General features: G+C 58.5%; 16 protein-coding genes. 6 read left to right on the top strand and 10 right to left on the bottom strand.

The window, feature by feature from the left end; all coding sequences use genetic code 11:
- Positions 1 to 133: 133 nt before the first annotated feature.
- On the bottom strand, positions 134 to 664 hold the full coding sequence (locus P3T18_RS03975; protein WP_429298602.1) for a MarR family winged helix-turn-helix transcriptional regulator: 531 nt from the start codon (positions 662 to 664) through the stop codon (positions 134 to 136).
- 92 nt (positions 665 to 756) lie between these two features.
- Here P3T18_RS03975 and P3T18_RS03970 point away from each other — a divergent pair, with 92 nt between their 5' ends.
- Positions 757 to 2,328 carry an MFS transporter gene (locus P3T18_RS03970; protein WP_429298601.1) on the top strand — a complete coding sequence of 524 codons (1,572 nt, stop codon included), beginning with the start codon at positions 757 to 759 and terminating at the stop codon, positions 2,326 to 2,328.
- 103 nt (positions 2,329 to 2,431) lie between these two features.
- Here the strand turns inward: P3T18_RS03970 and P3T18_RS03965 are convergent, their stop codons facing one another.
- From P3T18_RS03965 to P3T18_RS03925, 9 genes are all read right to left on the bottom strand, one after another.
- Positions 2,432 to 3,088, bottom strand: coding sequence for a GntR family transcriptional regulator (locus P3T18_RS03965; RefSeq protein WP_429298600.1), 657 nt, complete (start codon positions 3,086 to 3,088; stop codon positions 2,432 to 2,434).
- A 52-nt stretch (positions 3,089 to 3,140) separates the two neighbouring features.
- The gene (locus P3T18_RS03960) at positions 3,141 to 3,572 is read right to left on the bottom strand and encodes a GlcG/HbpS family heme-binding protein (RefSeq protein ID WP_429298599.1); all 432 of its coding nucleotides are present in this window, start codon (positions 3,570 to 3,572) and stop codon (positions 3,141 to 3,143) included.
- Between the two features lie 29 nt (positions 3,573 to 3,601).
- Positions 3,602 to 4,312 (bottom strand): hypothetical protein, encoded by a 711-nt coding sequence (locus tag P3T18_RS03955; RefSeq protein ID WP_429298598.1) that lies wholly within the window; start codon positions 4,310 to 4,312, stop codon positions 3,602 to 3,604.
- Between the two features lie 18 nt (positions 4,313 to 4,330).
- Positions 4,331 to 5,596: a hypothetical protein gene (locus P3T18_RS03950; RefSeq protein WP_429298597.1), complete on the bottom strand. Its 1,266-nt coding sequence runs from the start codon at positions 5,594 to 5,596 to the stop codon at positions 4,331 to 4,333.
- Positions 5,597 to 5,602: 6 nt separating this feature from the next.
- On the bottom strand, positions 5,603 to 6,556 hold the full coding sequence (locus P3T18_RS03945) for a hydroxymethylglutaryl-CoA lyase (protein ID WP_429298596.1): 954 nt from the start codon (positions 6,554 to 6,556) through the stop codon (positions 5,603 to 5,605).
- Positions 6,557 to 6,563: 7 nt separating this feature from the next.
- Positions 6,564 to 7,763, bottom strand: coding sequence for a CaiB/BaiF CoA transferase family protein (locus P3T18_RS03940; protein WP_429298595.1), 1,200 nt, complete (start codon positions 7,761 to 7,763; stop codon positions 6,564 to 6,566).
- Positions 7,764 to 7,790: 27 nt separating this feature from the next.
- Positions 7,791 to 8,555, bottom strand: a complete 765-nt coding sequence (locus tag P3T18_RS03935; protein WP_429298594.1) for a maleate cis-trans isomerase family protein — start codon at positions 8,553 to 8,555, stop codon at positions 7,791 to 7,793.
- Entirely contained in the window at positions 8,552 to 9,964 is a 1,413-nt protein-coding gene (locus P3T18_RS03930; protein ID WP_429298593.1) for an MFS transporter, read from the bottom strand. The genes P3T18_RS03935 and P3T18_RS03930 overlap by 4 nt, the downstream gene beginning before the upstream one ends.
- A gap of 508 nt (positions 9,965 to 10,472) precedes the next feature.
- Positions 10,473 to 10,991, bottom strand: coding sequence for a hypothetical protein (locus P3T18_RS03925; protein WP_429298592.1), 519 nt, complete (start codon positions 10,989 to 10,991; stop codon positions 10,473 to 10,475).
- Positions 10,992 to 11,552: 561 nt separating this feature from the next.
- On the opposite strand from P3T18_RS03925, the gene P3T18_RS03920 reads away from it, so the two are divergent.
- From P3T18_RS03920 to P3T18_RS03900, 5 genes are all read left to right on the top strand, one after another.
- On the top strand, positions 11,553 to 11,771 hold the full coding sequence (locus P3T18_RS03920) for a hypothetical protein (protein WP_429298591.1): 219 nt from the start codon (positions 11,553 to 11,555) through the stop codon (positions 11,769 to 11,771).
- A 1-nt stretch (position 11,772) separates the two neighbouring features.
- The gene (locus tag P3T18_RS03915) at positions 11,773 to 12,987 is read left to right on the top strand and encodes a YcaO-like family protein (RefSeq protein WP_429298590.1); all 1,215 of its coding nucleotides are present in this window, start codon (positions 11,773 to 11,775) and stop codon (positions 12,985 to 12,987) included.
- A gap of 514 nt (positions 12,988 to 13,501) precedes the next feature.
- Positions 13,502 to 14,686: a hypothetical protein gene (locus P3T18_RS03910; RefSeq protein WP_429298589.1), complete on the top strand. Its 1,185-nt coding sequence runs from the start codon at positions 13,502 to 13,504 to the stop codon at positions 14,684 to 14,686.
- 132 nt (positions 14,687 to 14,818) lie between these two features.
- On the top strand, positions 14,819 to 15,679 hold the full coding sequence (locus P3T18_RS03905; RefSeq protein ID WP_429298588.1) for a trypsin-like serine peptidase: 861 nt from the start codon (positions 14,819 to 14,821) through the stop codon (positions 15,677 to 15,679).
- A gap of 71 nt (positions 15,680 to 15,750) precedes the next feature.
- Positions 15,751 to 16,902, top strand: a complete 1,152-nt coding sequence (locus P3T18_RS03900) for a YaaC family protein (RefSeq protein ID WP_429298587.1) — start codon at positions 15,751 to 15,753, stop codon at positions 16,900 to 16,902.
- Positions 16,903 to 17,096: the final 194 nt, after the last annotated feature.

Genomic DNA, 17,096 nt, shown 5'->3' with positions numbered 1-17,096 from the left:
GAGCGGTAGCGCAACCCGCGAGGACGCGGAGCTCGGTAATCATGGGTCTGGTTTGACGGTGTTCAACGTCGCCGGTCTTCGTGCGTTGGAATTGAAAGACTGAGTTCCAGCGGCAGCGCGCCGCCAGTCGGCCTCACGAATCAGGCGCAGCAAGAAACGCCTCTTCGAATTGCGACGACGCAATTCTGTGCAGCGTCGCGCGTAAAGCGCGCGCCTCCTCCTCGCCGAAAACGTGCTCGAACCGTCGCTGCGCCTGCGCCCAAAGCTTCATCGACTCCGCCAGTTTCGCGTTACCCAAAGTCGTCAGAGCAATCCGTCGACTCCGACGGTCCTTGTCATCCACCACGATTTCGATGAAGCCGTCGCGCTCAAGAGGCTTGAGATTGTGCGCCAACGCCGAGCGATCCAGAACCAGAGCTTCGGCAAGTTCGCCCATGGTGGGATTGCCTGCTCGGGCGATATGCATCAATAGCGAGCGCTGCGTGGAACGCAGTCCACAAGGCGCGAGGACTTCGTCATAGAGCTGCGAAACCCGGCGCATAGCCTTGCGCAACGCGGTTCCGTTACACCGGGTCGCATCCGTTAGCTCAGGTAGCCCAGCCGTGGCGTCCGCCTGCCGTTCGAGTGCGCCTTTGCTCTGTCCGCGTTTTCCCATGAAACCCATGCTCCGTTGAAGGTCCTTGACAGATAGTAGTATATGCCCCTATCTTGATATGTGCATATGCCACTATTTGCGGTCAATTCTTCGAGAGAGCCATGTCGCAGCAGGATATTTGCCCAGCACGAGATCGAGCCAGAATGTTCCTCGTCTTGCTGTGCGTTTCAGTGCCGTCCTTCATGATCAATCTGGACTCGAACATCGTCGCGGTGTCGTTGCCATCCATTGCGCACTCGTTGCACGCGGACTTCTCCGCGATCGAGTGGGTAATCAGCGCCTACACGCTGACCTTCGCGTCGCTGGTCATGCCGTCCGGCGCGCTCGCTGACCGTTACGGTCGCAAGCGCATGCTGATTCTCGGCCTCTGCGTATTCACACTCGCTTCGCTGGCGTGTGGCGCAGCGACCAGCGTCGCAATGCTCAACGGTGCACGGGCCATTCAGGGGATCGGCGCAGCCATGCAACTGAGTGCCGCGCTGGCAACGCTGTCCCACAGCTTTCGCGGACCGGCACGCGCGAAGGCATTCGCATTCTGGGGCTCCGTGATTGGCGTCGCGATCGCTCTCGGACCCGTCGCCGGCGGATTCATCACCCAGGTCTTCGGTTGGCAATGGGCGTTCTACATGAACATTCCGGTTGGGGCGCTGATGATCGCGCTCACCATTTACGCCGTCGAAGAATCCGGAGACCCTGACGCGACGCGCATCGACATACTCGGTTTCCTGACGTTCAGTTCCTTCCTTTTCCTCACCACGCTCGCGCTCATTTCCGGAAATCGCGATGGCTGGGGCAACGCAAAAATAGCGGGCGAATTCGCCGCTGCCGCAGTGCTGTTCATCGCCTTCGTGGTGGTCGAGAAAAAACAGGCAAGGCCGATGCTGGACCTGAAATTCTTCCGCAAGCCCACTTATGTCGGCGCGAACATCACCGGTGTGGCGTATGCCTCTGCTCTACTCACCATGCTTACCTTTTTGCCGGTGTTCCTGCAAAGCGGATTGGGAAATGGCCCGCAGAAAGCCGGCTTGCTGATGCTGCCGATGGCAATACCCCTCATCGTCATTCCGAGAGTCGTTGCGACCTACCTGGCGTATCGTCTGAGCGGCCGCGCCTTGCTGACCATGGGACTTCTGTTGATCGCCGTCGGGCTTTCGTGGATGGCCATGAATATTCCGCGACTGGACTATCTATCGCTGCTCGGAGGGATGCTGGTCGCGGGATGCGGCGCCGGCATACTCAACGGCGAGATCGCGAAGGTGAGCATGGCGGTGATTCCACCGGAGCGGGCAGGCATGGCCTCGGGCGTGTCAGGCACTGCGCGCTTCAGCGGCATTGTCATTGGTTTTGCGGCACTTGGCGCCGTGCTCTTTGCCAGCATCTCGCGAAGCATTTCCAGCGCGCTACCCGCATCGAGTCCGGCCGATAACGCCAGTTTCATTCGCAGCGTGGCTGCGGGGAATCTGAACCCCGCGATTGGGTCGACAGACGCGGCTCATCTGCATGAGCTCGCTATCCGCAGTTTTGCCGGCGGCTATCAGACGATGATCTTTGCGGCGGCAATCCTTGCGGCGTGCGCCGCGCTGGTCAGTTGGCTACTGGTGCGCTACAGCGAGACAATGCCGATTTCCCAGTTCGGCAGTGACACTTCGCATGTGGTCGCGCCGGTGGAATAGGTGTGGCGTTACACGTCTGTCGTGGGTAGGTCCACACGAACGCTCGATGGCTACGCACTTGCGCAGGCATCTAACGTCAGTCGTACACGTTCGACAAGCGAATCTATCTCGCTTCCTTACCCGTCCCGCTCTTCAAATAGCTCGCGCGCGCCGCGAGAATATGCGCCTGCATCACGCTGCGCGCCCACTCGCCGTCACCGGCCTTGAAGCTGTCGATGATCTCGCGATGATGTCCGAGGCTGCGCGCAAGCTGCCTGTCGTCATAACGATGAAACGTACGCAGCACCACCGGAAGCTCGATGATTCCCGCGAGGACGTTGGCGAGCCGCTTCGTTCCCGCCGCTTCCAGAATGCGCCGGTGAAACTCGCTGTTCAGTGAGGAAATGCGTTCGATGAAGCCCTCCTCCCGCTCGCGCGCTTCGCGTTCCATGCTGTCGGCGAGTCCTTCCAGCAGCGCGACTTCGTTGTCGGAAATACGTGTGGCCGCGATCGAGCACACCATGCCTTCAAGCGTGGCACGTAACTGGAAAATCTCGACAGCGTCGTCGACGTCGAACGACGCCACCGAAGCACGCTGGCTCGACGTGAACTGCACGAGCCCGTCGTTGGAAAGCCGACGCAGCGCCTCACGCACGGGCGTGCGCGAAACGCCGAGTTGCGCCGCGAGATCCGTCTCGGTGAGTTGCGCGCCGATCTGCAGTTCGCGCGAAAGAATGGCCTCGCGAATCGCTTCGTAAGCCTTGTCTACGGCCCTTTTCATAGTGCTGGATCGTGATGGTGGTTGCGTTGCCGGAGCACTATTCTAGTCTGCGCTAGTCGTTCGACGTGCAGCCGATCGCTTTGAGCCCTGCGCGAGCGCATTCCATGTCCTGCGAGTAGTGACCGCCGCTCAGACCGATCGCCCCAATGACCGCGCCGTCTTCGATGATCGGAAAGCCGCCGCCGAACACCACGAGCCTTGGCGTATGGACGAATCCGTGCAGAAGCGGCGCGTCGTCCTTGATGAAATCATGCCACCGATGAGTCGCAAGGCCCGTGGCCGCAGACGTGTATGCCTTGTCCTGCGCAATGCCCAACGAGATTTGCGACGCGCCGTCCATCCGCATGAGTGCCTTGAGCAAACCCGCGTGATCGCACACTGCGATCGACATCAGCAGCCCCTTCGAGCGGGCGTATTCCGCAGCCGCGGCAATGGCGGTCTGCGCGGTTGCAGCGTCGATGCTGGACAGTGAAATCGAGGCCATATGAGGATTCTCCTTGTTTAGATGACTCATCAGACTGCGTTGCCGGCTTCGTGACCGTCAGCGGTCGCCGCGAGAATGCCGCGACCCGTTCGACAGTCGCCGACTAGCCGGGTGGGAATGCCATGTTGTTGCAACGGTCCGAGCAGCGAGATATCGGGCACGCGCGGCGTGGCATAGGCGAGAAACGCGACGTCGTCGATAAAGCCGGCGTCGCCGTTGTAAACGTTCCGATATTCGAGCCGCCCTTGCGTCTCGAACGATTCACCGATCACCGGCTCGCTCAGTGTCAGCACCTTTACACGCGCAAGCGCGAGACGCCGCAGGAAGCCTTGCCGCGTGACCAGCGCGACTTCCTGCGCAATCGCTTCGCGCGGCGTGACGATCACCACATGCTCGAAGATCGTCGCCAGCAGTTCGGCGGCCGCGTACGTGCCCTCGCCCTGATCCATGTCGAACAGCACGGCGCTGCCCGGCTGGCGCGATGGATGACGCAGAAGCTCGGCCATCGCCGTGTTGATGTCGGGGATCAGACCTGCGTCGGCATAGTCGTCGGGCACCCACGACGGCACGCTATGCGTCGCGCCCGTCGCGAGAATGACTTCGTCGGGCTTGAATTCGCGTATCTCGTCGATGCCTGCCTTGCGCCCCAGTTCGAAGCGCGCACCCGCGCGCTGTGCGGCGACGAACTGGTAGTCGTACACGCTGGTGATCGTCTCGCCGCCGGGCAAATGCGAGCGCAAATGCGCCTTGCCGCCCGGTTACCGGCTCGCGCCGTAGACGATCACGTCGTGACCGCGTGCTGCCGCGACCCAGGCCGCCTCCAGCCCGGCGACGCCCGCGCCCACCACCGCCACGCGCTTCTTTACCGGCGCAGGCTGCGGTTTGAAATCAACCTCATCGGGCTCGGCGACGCGCGGATTGTTGATGCAGGCGAGCGGCCGGTTATAGGTGATGATGGTGTCCCAGCAGGTGTTGCACGACACGCAATAGCGGATGTCGTGAGTGCGGCCCTGCAAGGCCTTGTCGAGCCACGCGGGATCGGCGATGAGCGTGCGGCCGAGGCCGATCAGTTCGGCGTCGCCGCGTTCGAGAATGGCTTCGGCTTCGGCCGGATCGGTGATGCGGCCGAGCGCCATCACCGGCACGCCGTTAGCGGATTCGCGCAAGCGCCGGATCAGGCCGACGTACGGCACGCGCTCGCCGAAGCGATCCGGCACGTGCATCTCCAGCGAGCGAGCATGCGAGCCTTGTGCGAAGCACACGTAGTCGACGTCGCCCGAGCGCGTCAGCATCGATGTGACGAGCGCCGCAGCGTCGGGATCGATGCCGCCGGGCACGCCGTCGTCGCCGGGCAGTTTGAGGCCGATGGCGAATTGGCGCGGGCAGCACGCGCGAATCGCCTCGATCAATTCGCGCAGAAAGCGGGTGCGGCCGTGCCAGTCGCCGCCGTATTCGTCGGTGCGCACGTTCGATTGCGGCGACAGGAACTGATGAAACAGGTGCCCATGTCCCGCCGAAAACTCGACACCCGCGAAACCGCAGCGATGCAATCGCGCCGACGATGCCGCGAAATCGTCGATCAGTTCGCGAATCTCACTAGCTGCCAGCTCACGCGGCATCGACCAGCTCAGATCGTCGGCGAGACGCGACGGGCCGATTGCGTTGAAGCTGCGGCCCGATTCGTGACGCGCGCGACCCGGGTCCTGGATCTGACCGAAGAGCCGCGAATCGTAACGCTCGACAGCTTCGGCCCAACGCGTGAGGCCGTCGAGATTGTCGTCGTTCCAGACTCGCACGCGGTCCCACACCCGCTGATGCCGCGCCATCGAAAGCGGCTCGGTGACGACCGCGCCCGCGCCGCCTTGCGCGCGGTTCGCGAAGTAGCGGATCAGGCGGTCCGTCACGTACGAGTTGTCGGACATGAAGGTGCTCATCGACGCATGTACGACCCGGTTGCGCAGGTGCGTGCCGCCCGGCAACACGAACGGGTCGGCGAGCGGTGAGGAGAAACCTGTGTTCGTCATGGCCGCTCAGGAAGAAAGAATCGGGGTTGAAGAAACGCGTGAGCCGCGCTTCTTGCGCTGACTCAGGAGCCACGGCGCGACGCGTCCCTGATGACGCACGCCGAGCAGGCCTTCGACGGTGTCGAGCACGTCGGGCAGACGGTCGAGGTTGATACCGGTGGCGAAGCCCGCTTGTTCGAACAGGAAAGCGAGGTCCTCGGTCGCGACGTTGCCCGACGCGCCCGGCGCGAACGGACATCCGCCGAGGCCGCCGATCGATGCATCGAACTGACGCACGCCCGACAGCGCCGCCTGCCAGGCGAGCGCGCTGCCGAGCCCGCGCGTGTCGTGGAAATGCGCGGCGATACGCGTGTCACCGTAGGCGCGGACAAGCGGGTCGAACAGCGCGGGCACGTCTGCCGGATGCCCTGCTCCGATCGTATCCGCAACCGCGATCACGTCAGCGCCCGCGTCGATCATTCGCGCGGCCAGCGCGTGCACGCGCTCAGGCGGACTCGGCCCATCGAACGGACATCCCATCGCGGCAGCCAGATAAACGCGCACACGAACGCCGTCAGCGACCGCGCGCCGTGTGACGGCTTCGCAGATCACGGTGGCCTGTTCGAGGGTCATGTTGATGTTCCGGACGTTGAGCGTCTCCGATACGGCAAGCACCAGCGCAACCGACCGGACACCCGCGGCATGAGCACGTTCGTAGCCCTTCATGTTCGGCACGAGCGCCATGCAGTCATCGAGCCTGGCGGTGAGTCCCTGATGAAAGGCCGCTTCGACGAACTGGGCGGCGTCGGCGAGTTGCGGCACTGCGTCCGGACGAACGAAGCTCGTGAGTTCGACATGACGCAAGCCTGCTTCGATGAGCGCCTCTAGCAGCGTGAGCTTGCCCTGCAACGGCACGGCGACGGGCTGATTCTGCAAGCCGTCACGCAGCCCGACTTCGGTGATGCGAATGATTTCCGGCATGGGTACCTCACTGAATGACGCCGTCTCGGGCAAGCGCGGCCAGATCGGCCTCGCTCAGTTTGAGGAACTGCGAGAGCACTTCGGCTGTGTGTTCGCCAACCGTCGGCGGCGGTGCGTAGGTGTCTTCGTGAGTTTCCGACAGCTTCACCGGATTGCCCGGCATCTCGACCATGCGACCGTCGGGCGCGCGTACCGGCACGAACATGTTGCGGCTACGAACCTGTGTATCGCTCAATACGTGCTCGAAGTCGTTCACCGGCGCGCACGGAATACGTCGCGCGGAAAGCTGTTCCAGCCAGTACTCGCACGTGTTCGTCTCGAACTTCTGCTGCACCAGTGCATTGATGTGCTCACGCGCGGCATATCGCCCCGGCTGACTTTTATAGGCCGCATCGCGCAGCGCTTCGATATCGAGCAGATCGATCAGCGACTCCCAGAACTTGTCCGTCAGCACGGCAACGATGACATGACGCGTCGACGTGCGGAACGTGTCGTAGGGCACGTGCACGAAATGGCCGTTGCCGAGCGGCCCGGGGTTTTTGCCCGACATCGCATACATGGTCGCCATATAGTTGAGCATCGACACCTGGCAGTCGAGCATCGAAATATCGACGTGCTGGCCGCGTCCGGTTTCGTGGCGCGCCATGAGCGCGGCGAGCACACCGATGGCGCCGAACATGCCGCCGCCCAGATCGCCGATCGGAATCCCCGCGCGAAGGGGTCGGCCGCCCTCCTCGCCCGTGATCGACATTCCGCCGCCCATGCCCTGCGCGACGAGATCGAACGCCGGACGATGCTGCGCCGGGCCGCTTTCACCGAAGCCCGTCACCGAACACGTCACGATGCGCGGGTTGATGCGTGCAAGCTCCTCATGCCCCAGACCGAGACGGGTCATCACACCGCTGCTGAAGTTGTCGAACACCACGTCGACCTGACGCACGAGTTCGAGCAGCAGCGCGCGGCCGCGATCGGTTTTCAGATCGATGCACACGCTGCGCTTGTTGCGGTTGAGCGTGAGGAAGTACGCCCCCATGCCGTCGATGGAATGATCGGGATCGTTCGCGAGCAGCCGCCGCGTGCCTTCGCCCGCGCCGGGCGGTTCGATCTTGATGGTCTGCGCACCGAGGTCGGCAAGCAGCATCGTCCCGTACGGCCCCGACAACATGTGCGTAAAGTCGAGCATGACGATATTCGAAAGTGCTTTCATACATTCATCCCGAGTGTCGTGTTGGCGTCAGAATTGCGACATGAGCGTCGACCAGCCCTGCACGCGATCTTCGATCCCGTTGTGACGCAGGGCGTGCCAGTAATTCGCGATGTTCACCGCGATCACCGGCTTCCCGAGCCAGCGCTCGGCTTCTCCGGCGAGCGAAGCCATCGGCAGATTCGCGCCGAACTGGACGATGGCTTCCGCGTCGGGCGTATCCGTCTCGCGCAGCGCGTCGACCAGGTACTGCGCGCTGACTTTGGTGTAGCCCGTGAATTGCTTGCCCTGCAGATGGTTGAACTTGACGACCTCGAAGCCGGCTTCGCCGAAAAATGCTTCGAGGTGTTGCTGGATGACCGGGTAATACGGCTCCACGATTGCGATGCGCCGCTTTACACCGTGAGCGGCGAGCGCCTCCAGCACCGCGTCCGAGGCAAGCGTTACGCCAACCTCGCGACCGGTCATGCCGGCCCGCGCGGCGATACGCGCCTTCAGCGCATTCGACGACGCCCGTGCGCCGCCCCAGATCGACAGCGCCGAAATACCGAGAATCAGGTGATCGGGACCACAGGTCATCACCTGGTCGACAGCGTTGTCGAGCGCGCCGAACAGCGCCTCGATGCCGCGCTCGAAGTCTTCGTTCGAGCGGACCGCGAGGTCGGGAACATGCATCCGCGAGATGCGATTCGTCACGCCCGCCGGACGCATGTCGTCGCATTCGGGCTGCACGCAGGTATTGACCGAGGGCGTCGGAATGCCGAACATGCAGCGCGAGCCGAGGAAGTCTCTCATCGCGTCTTGCCCTCCGCGTTGAGCGCCATCTCGTGCGCGAAGGCGTCGCTGTCAATGGCGTCCGGCGTCAGCGCTTCAAGCGGCTTACGCTTGGTCTCGATGCCGGCCACGAGGAAGATCAGCGCCTGCACGACGAGCACGCCCGCCAGCGACGTAATCACGGCAGTCACCCCACCCCAGGTGAACAACGACACGACGATGAACTGCACGAACGCGGTGACGAGTCGACCCATCGTCTGGCAAAACCCCGTGCCGCGCAGACGGTACTCGGTCGCGAAAAGCTCGGTTTGCAGCGTATAGCCGATCGTGAGCCAGACGAAGATCGAGGCCACCAGCAACAGACCGACGAGCAGCAGCAGCGGCGTGTTGTGGACGGTGAGCGGATAAACGAATGCGCACAGCGCCGTGAATGCCGAAGCGCCGACCATCAACGGACGCCGGCCGATGCGGTCCGAAAGCAGAAAACCGATCAGCGCGCCCAGCGGACCACCGAGACTCATCACCGTCGTATAGCCGAGCGACGAAGCCACGCTCACGCCTTCCTTGACGAAGAAACTCGGCAACCAGCCGACCAGCCCATACACCGACAAACCCTGCACCACGCTGAAGGTCGCGCCGAGAAAGGTGCGACGAATCACCGGCGGCGTGAACAGCACGAAGATCGACTGACGCCTTTGCGCAGGCGCGGCCACCGCGACCGGGACGGGCGGCGGCAATGGCCTGCCCGTCGCGCGTTCACTCTCCTGCTCGATGCTTCGCAGCACAGCTTCTGCTTCGTCGAAACGACCCTGATCTTCGAGCCAGCGCGGAGACTCCGGCATTTTCTTGCGGAGCACCCAGATAATCCCGGCGCCCACACCGACAATCAGGAACATCGGACGCCAGCCGAAACTCGGGATGATCAGCCACGCGAGCAGCGCAGACGCAAACAGCGAGGCATTCGCAATCAGAGCAAGCAGCGCGATCCAGCGGCCGCGCTTGCTCGCCGGCACGAATTCGCTGAGCGTCGCATAGCCGATTGCGAGTTCGGCTCCGAGTCCAACACCCATGAGCAGGCGGAAAAAGATCAGCCACTGCATCGAAGGCGCGAAGGCACCCGCGAGTGACGCGAGTCCGAAGATCGCAAGATTCACCTGATACGAGAAACGTCGACCGTAGCGGTCACCGAGCACCCCCGACAGGAACGCACCCACGACCATACCGGCGAAGGTGGCCGTCACGAACAGCGCGTTCATGGCGAGCGTCGACCAGCCGCTTTTGAGAAGTGAGCCGAGCACGCCGCCCGCCAGGTACACATCGAACCCGTCGAGAAACAGGCCCCCGCCTACCAGCCACAGCATCCTCGTGTGGAAGCCGCTCAGCGGCATCCGGTCGAGTCTCGGTCCCGCCATAACACTTTGCGTCGTCATTTCGCTGTCTCCGCCATTATGTGTTTTTGCCGCTCCGCAGCATGGTTGGATCGTGCTGTGGGTAGATTTAATGTACACAATTTTTTGGGGATGGCGCGCGTTTGTTGGGCTTTATTCGGGAATTTACCTAATTTTTGTACACATTTTTTTGGGCGGGTGTGGCGTTGGGTGATACTGGATGCTGGCGGGGCGCAAGGGGCGGCAGGTAGGCGGAGGACGATGGGATGCGCGTGAGGATGGCGCCAGTGCTGCGTTAAACGATCGTGTCGGCAGGCGCATGGGTCGCTTGAATTGCACGCAGATTGCGAAGTGGAATTCGTTGAGTGTGCGAAAGGGATAGCGGGGCCTTATGCGATTCAGGCTCCACAATCGTTCATTCGTTGGCCAGCGCGATCGTCCGCAGCGCTTGCTCGGTGGCAAAGCCTGCGAATGGCGGTTGCCGATGTTGCTAATGTAGGAAGGTCGCGTATCGACCCGGAGCCGCTGTTCACATTCACGATGATGCGTGTTACTTCGGGCGATGCTCCCCACGTCTTCGAGACCAGAACAGCAACAGGCTACCTATCACGAGAGAAATATCTCCGGTCCATCGGGTAGCTATGCGGGAATCCTGGTACTCACGATCAAGCCATTCTTGCGTCAGTTGAAAAACGGCTATTCCCGATACATCGAGCTTTGAGAGGCGCTGGCCACAAAATTCGGCTTGTGCGGTCCCGCCAGTGAACTGTCGAATCGACTTGTCTGGAACCTGACATCCAGTCTTGTCACAGCGGTCGATGACTACATTATCGGCATGAGCGCGCTCTAAATAGTAGCTACGTTCAAAGTAACGCAGAACGCCCTCTGCATGCCGATCAGGCACGGCATCTCCGTGTGCATCCATCAAACAGATATTTGTCATTTTCTCGGCGTGCCACGGCGTGAAAACCGATATGGTTACAGCCAGCGCACCAACACAGATGAGTGACCGGGCCATCTGCTCGCGTTTCTCTCGCGTTCTTGTCATGGAAGCGAAGTTGCTGGACATACCTCAAAGCCTGTTGTGACGTGGAGTGACCGAGGCGCAATTCTCGAATTGTAGATAGCGTTTATATCAGCACCGCTCCGCACATGCTAGTGACGGCGAAATGCGCTCATCGGTACGCGGCGGACTTGCGCTGATCCTCTGGCGAGTTTCGCCGCTTTTAAGGGAGACTTGCTAAGGTCGGCGAAGCGATCACTATTCACCGCTTTGCCGTCATTTCAGCGGCGCGGAAATGCTATTGGCGAACGACGGCACGCGACCCGATGCTGACGGTCGCGCGTACGGAAATTCGAGGGCGGCTAACAGTGGTAGTTCGGTCGTCCAGCCAGTATTTGGTAGCGGTCTCTATGATTGAAACATAGCAGATTTTAGTAGCACGACAACGCAATGCACCTGAATGTCGTAAGCGTTCTCGCAAACTCATAAACAGTTGCGAAACTGCTGGTTATGTGCGGCAACGTACATAACCAGCTCGCGTCAACTGCTATCACGTTGATGCGCTCTATAGTTAAAGAAAGGCGGCGCAACCCTGTATCAGCTATCAAACCGATTACGGAGGGCCAAATGGGTACTTTGTACTTTGAGTCGAAAGGAAAGGGGCAGGCTCTGTCAGCGCAAGCAATGCTTGGGCAGCTCCACGAAGCGCTAGTGGAGGCTGGAAAGAACGGAGATCAGTCCGTCGAAGTTCAAGTGGCGATTAGAGGGAGCAAAGAGGTCATATTGAACTATCCTGTGAAGGACGTCGATGAATTACTATCAATCATAGAGCTAAGCAAAGATTGATATGCTTACTTCACTTCACGGCGAGGAACGAAGTGTAGACGTCGAGTTGGCAATTGCCGCAGCCGAACGTCATCTTGCCAAACGCAATTATTCAGTCCATCACGTTCTCTTAGGCAAGAGAATAAACACTGTACACCTCCTCGCCGTGAATGGAAGTGGCATCAGCGTGAACGGCGCCGGAAAAGGCGTGCATCGGCAGTCTTTCGCATCAGCTATCTTTGAAGCGATAGAGCACATCTATACGGTTAAGTTTGAAAGCAATCACCACTCAAACGTTAAATCACTCGATCTCGAAAAATCTGATTTATTTCTCGCAAAAGGAGCACCATATTTCGAAAGATTAGAGGGAAATTCCGATCTATGCTTTACGAGAATCGAATTTAGCAGCTTAACTGAAATAAAAATTGTCGAATATCCTGCATTTTTGATTTATCCTCACTTCAAGGCGTTTGCGGACGTCGAGATATCATCGATAAATGATCACAGCTTGATGCGTTATAGCAGTAATTCCGGCGCCGCCGCTGGTGTCAATGTCGATGAAGCTACCCTCCATGGGATGCTGGAAGTGATCGAGCGTGACGCAATCGGAATCGCTTTACTTAAAACGATTTTTAAGAAAAGTCCAGAACCTGTAAAAATTGTCCGACTGAGTTCGCTACCTCTCAATATCGCCAAACTGATAACAGTTGCAGAGATACAGGAAAGCGCCAAATTTGTGGTTTATGACATTTCCTGCGATACAGGTTTACCAGTATTCATGTCATTCATGCTGACAGATACCGGAGATAAATTCTTCGGTTCAGGCGCATCTCTTAACGCTGAATATGCTCTTGAAAGGGCCGTGCTCGAGGCTGTGCAATATCGCCACATTTCGAACCACATTGGCCGACCCAGTCCAAAGCGCAGAACCTCATCTGACATTACAAAGATCAAGTTCCTGTCCGCATTTTTGGAAAGTGGCCTTTTCGAATATCGCGGCGGATCGATTTTGGTTGACTTTCCATCTGTCAATAAAGGCGGAACGAGCCTAAAAGAAAAAATAGCAACTGTTGCAAATCTTTGTAGCGCAGTCGGAGTTGAATTCTATCGCCGGATAGTTGTCAACGACGAGATTGCGGTGGTGCAAATTACAGCACCGAAACTAGAAAGATTTCACCTGCTTGCTCGCGGCGTAATTGTGATGCCCGGGTCTCGGGGCCGCAAAATGCTGCAGTGAACCGGGAAGTCAGCAGACGCGGAAACCCAAGGTATGCAGCCCCGTGATCCGCACAACGTACTAGTCCGAAACCTATATGGAGCAGTCGCTCGGACGTCCGCGTGACCGCCATGGCGAATGTCGGCAGATGGCCGACTAACGCCCAACGCAGCGGACCGTGATCGACCCTTTGGCGCCGTTCGAGATACTGCGAAAGCAACGGCCGTTTCCAAGGTCCAATGGCCCTTCTCTCTCGCGCATTTGGTGGCGCTTATGCGCCGCCCATTGTCGGAATCCGCTTCAGGATCAGATCGTCGGCCATACCACGCCCGGTGTAGGCGCAAGTTAGCGGGTTTCCCGCTCGATTAAATGGCTGAGTGGTTGGGAGAAAGCCACTGCAGCCGAAGCTAATGCATGAAGCGGCTGGACGTTCGGAAGCCTCGTGAAAGCAGTTTCGTAGCTCGGCAGCCGTCAGCCTTGTCAAAATCGGCGTTAAATATGGCAAGCTATGCGCTCCCCCCTGCTGAACCACGATATGAAAGACGCCACGCTTCAAACGCTCATAACAGCGCGTGCACTTCTCGAACAGGCTGAAAGGAATTGCGGATTAGGCGACCGATACTTGGCCACTGCCGGGTTGATCGTTTTGCAGGATGCCGTCGAACTAGTGTTCCTTGCCGTGTTAATTGAAAAAGAAGTGGACGAAGAGCGTGCCATTGAGAAGCTTACGTTCGACGAAATGATTGCAGCAATTGGGAAAAAAGGAATCAAAATCCCGAAGACCGGCACGCTTAGGGCCATGAACAAGCTGAGGGTTACGGCGAAGCACTACGGTCAGGTAATGGAACCGCTTACGGTTCAGGGACATTTGAATGCCTCAAAAGTGGCAATTGACGTGGTGCTTAACTCAGCAGTCGGAAAGCCACTTAGGGAAATATTCCTGACGGAACTGTTAGGCCAGATCAACTCGCGACCGTTTCTTGAGGAAGCAGTATCCGCGTTAGCGGATGGTGATTATTTAAAATCGCTAATCGCGACGCGAAAAGCGTTTTTTCTCGAGTTTGAACGGGAGTATTGCATATACGACCATCGCAATGTTTCGAGGGATGGCACTTCTCGCGTAGGGCTTATCGGTCTGTTTTTGCTGAATGGCCGGAAGGCGCACTATTGGGCTCGCAACTCAGAATGGATAGCCGAACACATAAACACGCCCTTCGACTATATCCAAATCAACGACGAAACTTGGCGTGTCGATGCCATGGAGTGGGGTATTAACACGCAAACACTAAACAATATCCGGCGACTGACACCTGAAGCTATTCAATTGGAGTTTGCAGGCGACTGGTTTATCAGGCAGCCGACAGCGTACGTTGCGAACAGCGTCAACCGCGAGAATGCCTCAACGTGCCTAGACCTGACCATCGAAGTGATACGCCGAAAGCACGATCACATTCGAGCCGCACGCCGTCCCACTGAAAATGAGCCTTACGACACCCCTCCCGCATATGTCGGTCAGCCGGTACTGGAAAAACCGGCCGAGGGCAGCAAAGAGCTTTACGTGCTTGCGCAAGGTGACACCTATCTTGTTGATGAAATGCTGACGGGCTTCGATCCGACCAAGACCTTCTATCGGATCAGATGCACTCTCAGTACCGGCGACATCATTCGGGGTTATGTGGAGAAAATTGAAGATCTACCGCAAGACGAAGCCGGCCCCTAGGAATGGCGGCATTTTTTTGCACGATCTGCCACGCCTGCACCATTGGGAAGCCTTGCGAATTACTGACCTCAGTCGACGGTGTTGATATAGTTCGTATTGCTAAAATCATCTCCACTTCACATCGTAAAATTTATGAGCACCCAAGAGCCCGCAACCCCTCCCGACATGATTGCGGCACCAGGAAGCGCATTAACTCTGCGCTTGGAAATTCCGACGATGAAGTCGCTCTTCATCGAAATGCGATTCCAAGAAACAGTTCTTAGCAGTGGTACTGCATTTCTCGTCGCCAATGACCAATCCTCACATTGCGCGTTAATTACAAATCGTCATAACGTCACGGGCAGACACCAAGAAACAGGCGTTTGCCTCAGTAAAAACGGTGCGATTCCCGACAACGTTCTTATTTATTTTCATAAGGAGCCGTTGCATTTAGGGGAGTGGCAATGTATTAGACTACCCTTATTCAAGGATGACGGACAGCCGTGGTGGATCGAACACCCACGTCTGGGTGCCTTGGCTGACCTGGTTGCTCTCAATTTGAAATGGGGAAGCGATGTCCATAAGCTGCCGTACTACCTTAAGTCGAATCTCGATCGGGTTGACATGGCAATTCGCCCCGCCGAACCCATTAGCGTAATCGGCTTCCCGTTTGGCCTATCGTCAACCGGCCGGTTTCCAATTTGGGCGACTGGGTTCATGGCGCAGGAATTGGGAATTGTGACGCCAGATAACCCAACGTTTTTAATTGATTGTCGAACACGTCAAGGCCAGTCTGGTTCGCCGGTCATTGCATATCGGGTGAACGGTTTCACGAAGTTTGAAAATGACCGAGTCTCGACAAGTATAGCCGCTGGCTCTGCGGCTTGGGAGTTCCTTGGTATCTACTCGGGGAGGGTGAATCCGGATTCAGATTTAGGCCGCGTTTGGCATGTCAGCGCGGTTGAGGAGGTCTTCGCTGCTGCCGAAGTGGCTATGCCGAAGAAGACCGACTAACCTTCGGCAGTCTGTCGACAAAACGTCCGTAGCACCGGCAACACGAAATACCAACATATGGGGAGATTCGATTGATTATTACTGAGTGCAGCACGTTTCGAACGACAGATGTTGGCAAGTATGCTTGGGGACGACTCGCTCACTTCCAAAACGTCGAGGCGGTTACCGGTCAGATAACCGATCTGCATCAGTTGCCGCAGCAGCAGCGGACCAATGCGAGAAAGCAAGCCACGCAGCTTCGTCAGTGTTTGATGCAAGCGAGAGAGTATTACGATGCCGCTCGATCTGTAAGTCTCGCGACGCGCCCCGTGCTGTTGTACTACGCCGTAATGTCCCTTGCTCTGGCGGAAGTCCTGATGAAGCAGAGTGCCGATAGTCGGCTTGAGAAGCTACGCGAGTTCCATGGCTGTCACGGACTCCAGCTGTCACTCGCCAACGCAGTCGCCCCACCGGATAGCTTGGACTTGGCGGCCACCGCATTGCGAGCCAAGCCGCAGACCGCGCCCGATGGGTCCCCACGCGGAACCTTCGAGGTTTGGCGACGCTCAAGCCGCGAGCTTCCCATTGTTGGTCGATATTCCCAAACACATGAGGGCAACCTCGCAACCACGTCTAGGGTACAGGCGCTTATGGCCGGTTCAGACGCCGAACCGGAGGCGTACCCGAAAAGCGGACTCAGCTTGCTCGACGTTTTATTGGGGCTGCCTCAGATGGTTGAGATTCTTGCAGCCTATGGAGTAAAGCCAAAGCTCGTACGCGCCACATGCACAGCCGTATCTGGCGGTGACAATCCAGAGCCGTCTATCACTATCATCGTCCACCCAGCGCTTCCCTCGACGATGAACGACTTCATGGAATTAGTTTCATTTGCGCCACGAGGACTGGAACGCGTCAACGTAAAGGAATATCCCAGCGGGATTATGTTGCAGTTCCCTGGGTCAATCGACGTGCCCGGGAAGTTGCCTTGGGGTGTGTGTCCGGACGTCAACAATACGTGGTTCAGCGCCCGGCAAGAGTCTTTGAACGAGTTCGGCTTGCTATACGTGGCGCTCCATATCGCGGGTAACTTCGCCCGGTATTACCCGGATAAGTGGTTGGCACATATCGAAGTAAGTTCGCCACTGGCACTTGTAATAGACCGACTGACCGAGGTGGCGTTCGACCGCATGCCCCTGCTTGTAGCAGGCGAGTTGTCAAGGCGGTGTTTGGTTGCGGAGGCATGAGAGGGGTGGTGTAACCGGTAAGCTTGTCGCCTTTAAGCCATGGGCCCCCTGCTGTTTCTGCGCGCACGGCCCGTTTGATTTTACGACTGGATGGCCGATTACGGAGCGGAGCCGACGTCCGAATGTCCGAGCGACGGTGCGGGCGAATGTCCCTTCATGGCCGATTACTGCCCAACGCGGATTAACTCAGTTCA

Origin of the sequence: Paraburkholderia sp. GAS199 (assembly GCF_050436585.1) — a bacterium.
Taxonomy (GTDB): domain Bacteria; phylum Pseudomonadota; class Gammaproteobacteria; order Burkholderiales; family Burkholderiaceae; genus Paraburkholderia.
This window is presented reverse-complemented; position numbering and strand designations above follow the sequence as displayed.

Coding starts and splice junctions, on each gene's coding strand:
- P3T18_RS03950 (WP_429298597.1), bottom strand. CDS start 5,596: ATGACGAACACAGGTTTCTCCTCACCGCTCGCCGACCCGTTCGTGTTG.
- P3T18_RS03945 (WP_429298596.1), bottom strand. CDS start 6,556: ATGCCGGAAATCATTCGCATCACCGAAGTCGGGCTGCGTGACGGCTTG.
- P3T18_RS03960 (WP_429298599.1), bottom strand. CDS start 3,572: ATGGCCTCGATTTCACTGTCCAGCATCGACGCTGCAACCGCGCAGACC.
- P3T18_RS03910 (WP_429298589.1), top strand. CDS start 13,502: ATGAAAGACGCCACGCTTCAAACGCTCATAACAGCGCGTGCACTTCTC.
- P3T18_RS03940 (WP_429298595.1), bottom strand. CDS start 7,763: ATGAAAGCACTTTCGAATATCGTCATGCTCGACTTTACGCACATGTTG.
- P3T18_RS03905 (WP_429298588.1), top strand. CDS start 14,819: ATGAGCACCCAAGAGCCCGCAACCCCTCCCGACATGATTGCGGCACCA.
- P3T18_RS03970 (WP_429298601.1), top strand. CDS start 757: ATGTCGCAGCAGGATATTTGCCCAGCACGAGATCGAGCCAGAATGTTC.
- P3T18_RS03925 (WP_429298592.1), bottom strand. CDS start 10,991: ATGTCCAGCAACTTCGCTTCCATGACAAGAACGCGAGAGAAACGCGAG.
- P3T18_RS03930 (WP_429298593.1), bottom strand. CDS start 9,964: ATGACGACGCAAAGTGTTATGGCGGGACCGAGACTCGACCGGATGCCG.
- P3T18_RS03975 (WP_429298602.1), bottom strand. CDS start 664: ATGGGTTTCATGGGAAAACGCGGACAGAGCAAAGGCGCACTCGAACGG.
- P3T18_RS03915 (WP_429298590.1), top strand. CDS start 11,773: ATGCTTACTTCACTTCACGGCGAGGAACGAAGTGTAGACGTCGAGTTG.
- P3T18_RS03920 (WP_429298591.1), top strand. CDS start 11,553: ATGGGTACTTTGTACTTTGAGTCGAAAGGAAAGGGGCAGGCTCTGTCA.
- P3T18_RS03965 (WP_429298600.1), bottom strand. CDS start 3,088: ATGAAAAGGGCCGTAGACAAGGCTTACGAAGCGATTCGCGAGGCCATT.
- P3T18_RS03935 (WP_429298594.1), bottom strand. CDS start 8,555: ATGAGAGACTTCCTCGGCTCGCGCTGCATGTTCGGCATTCCGACGCCC.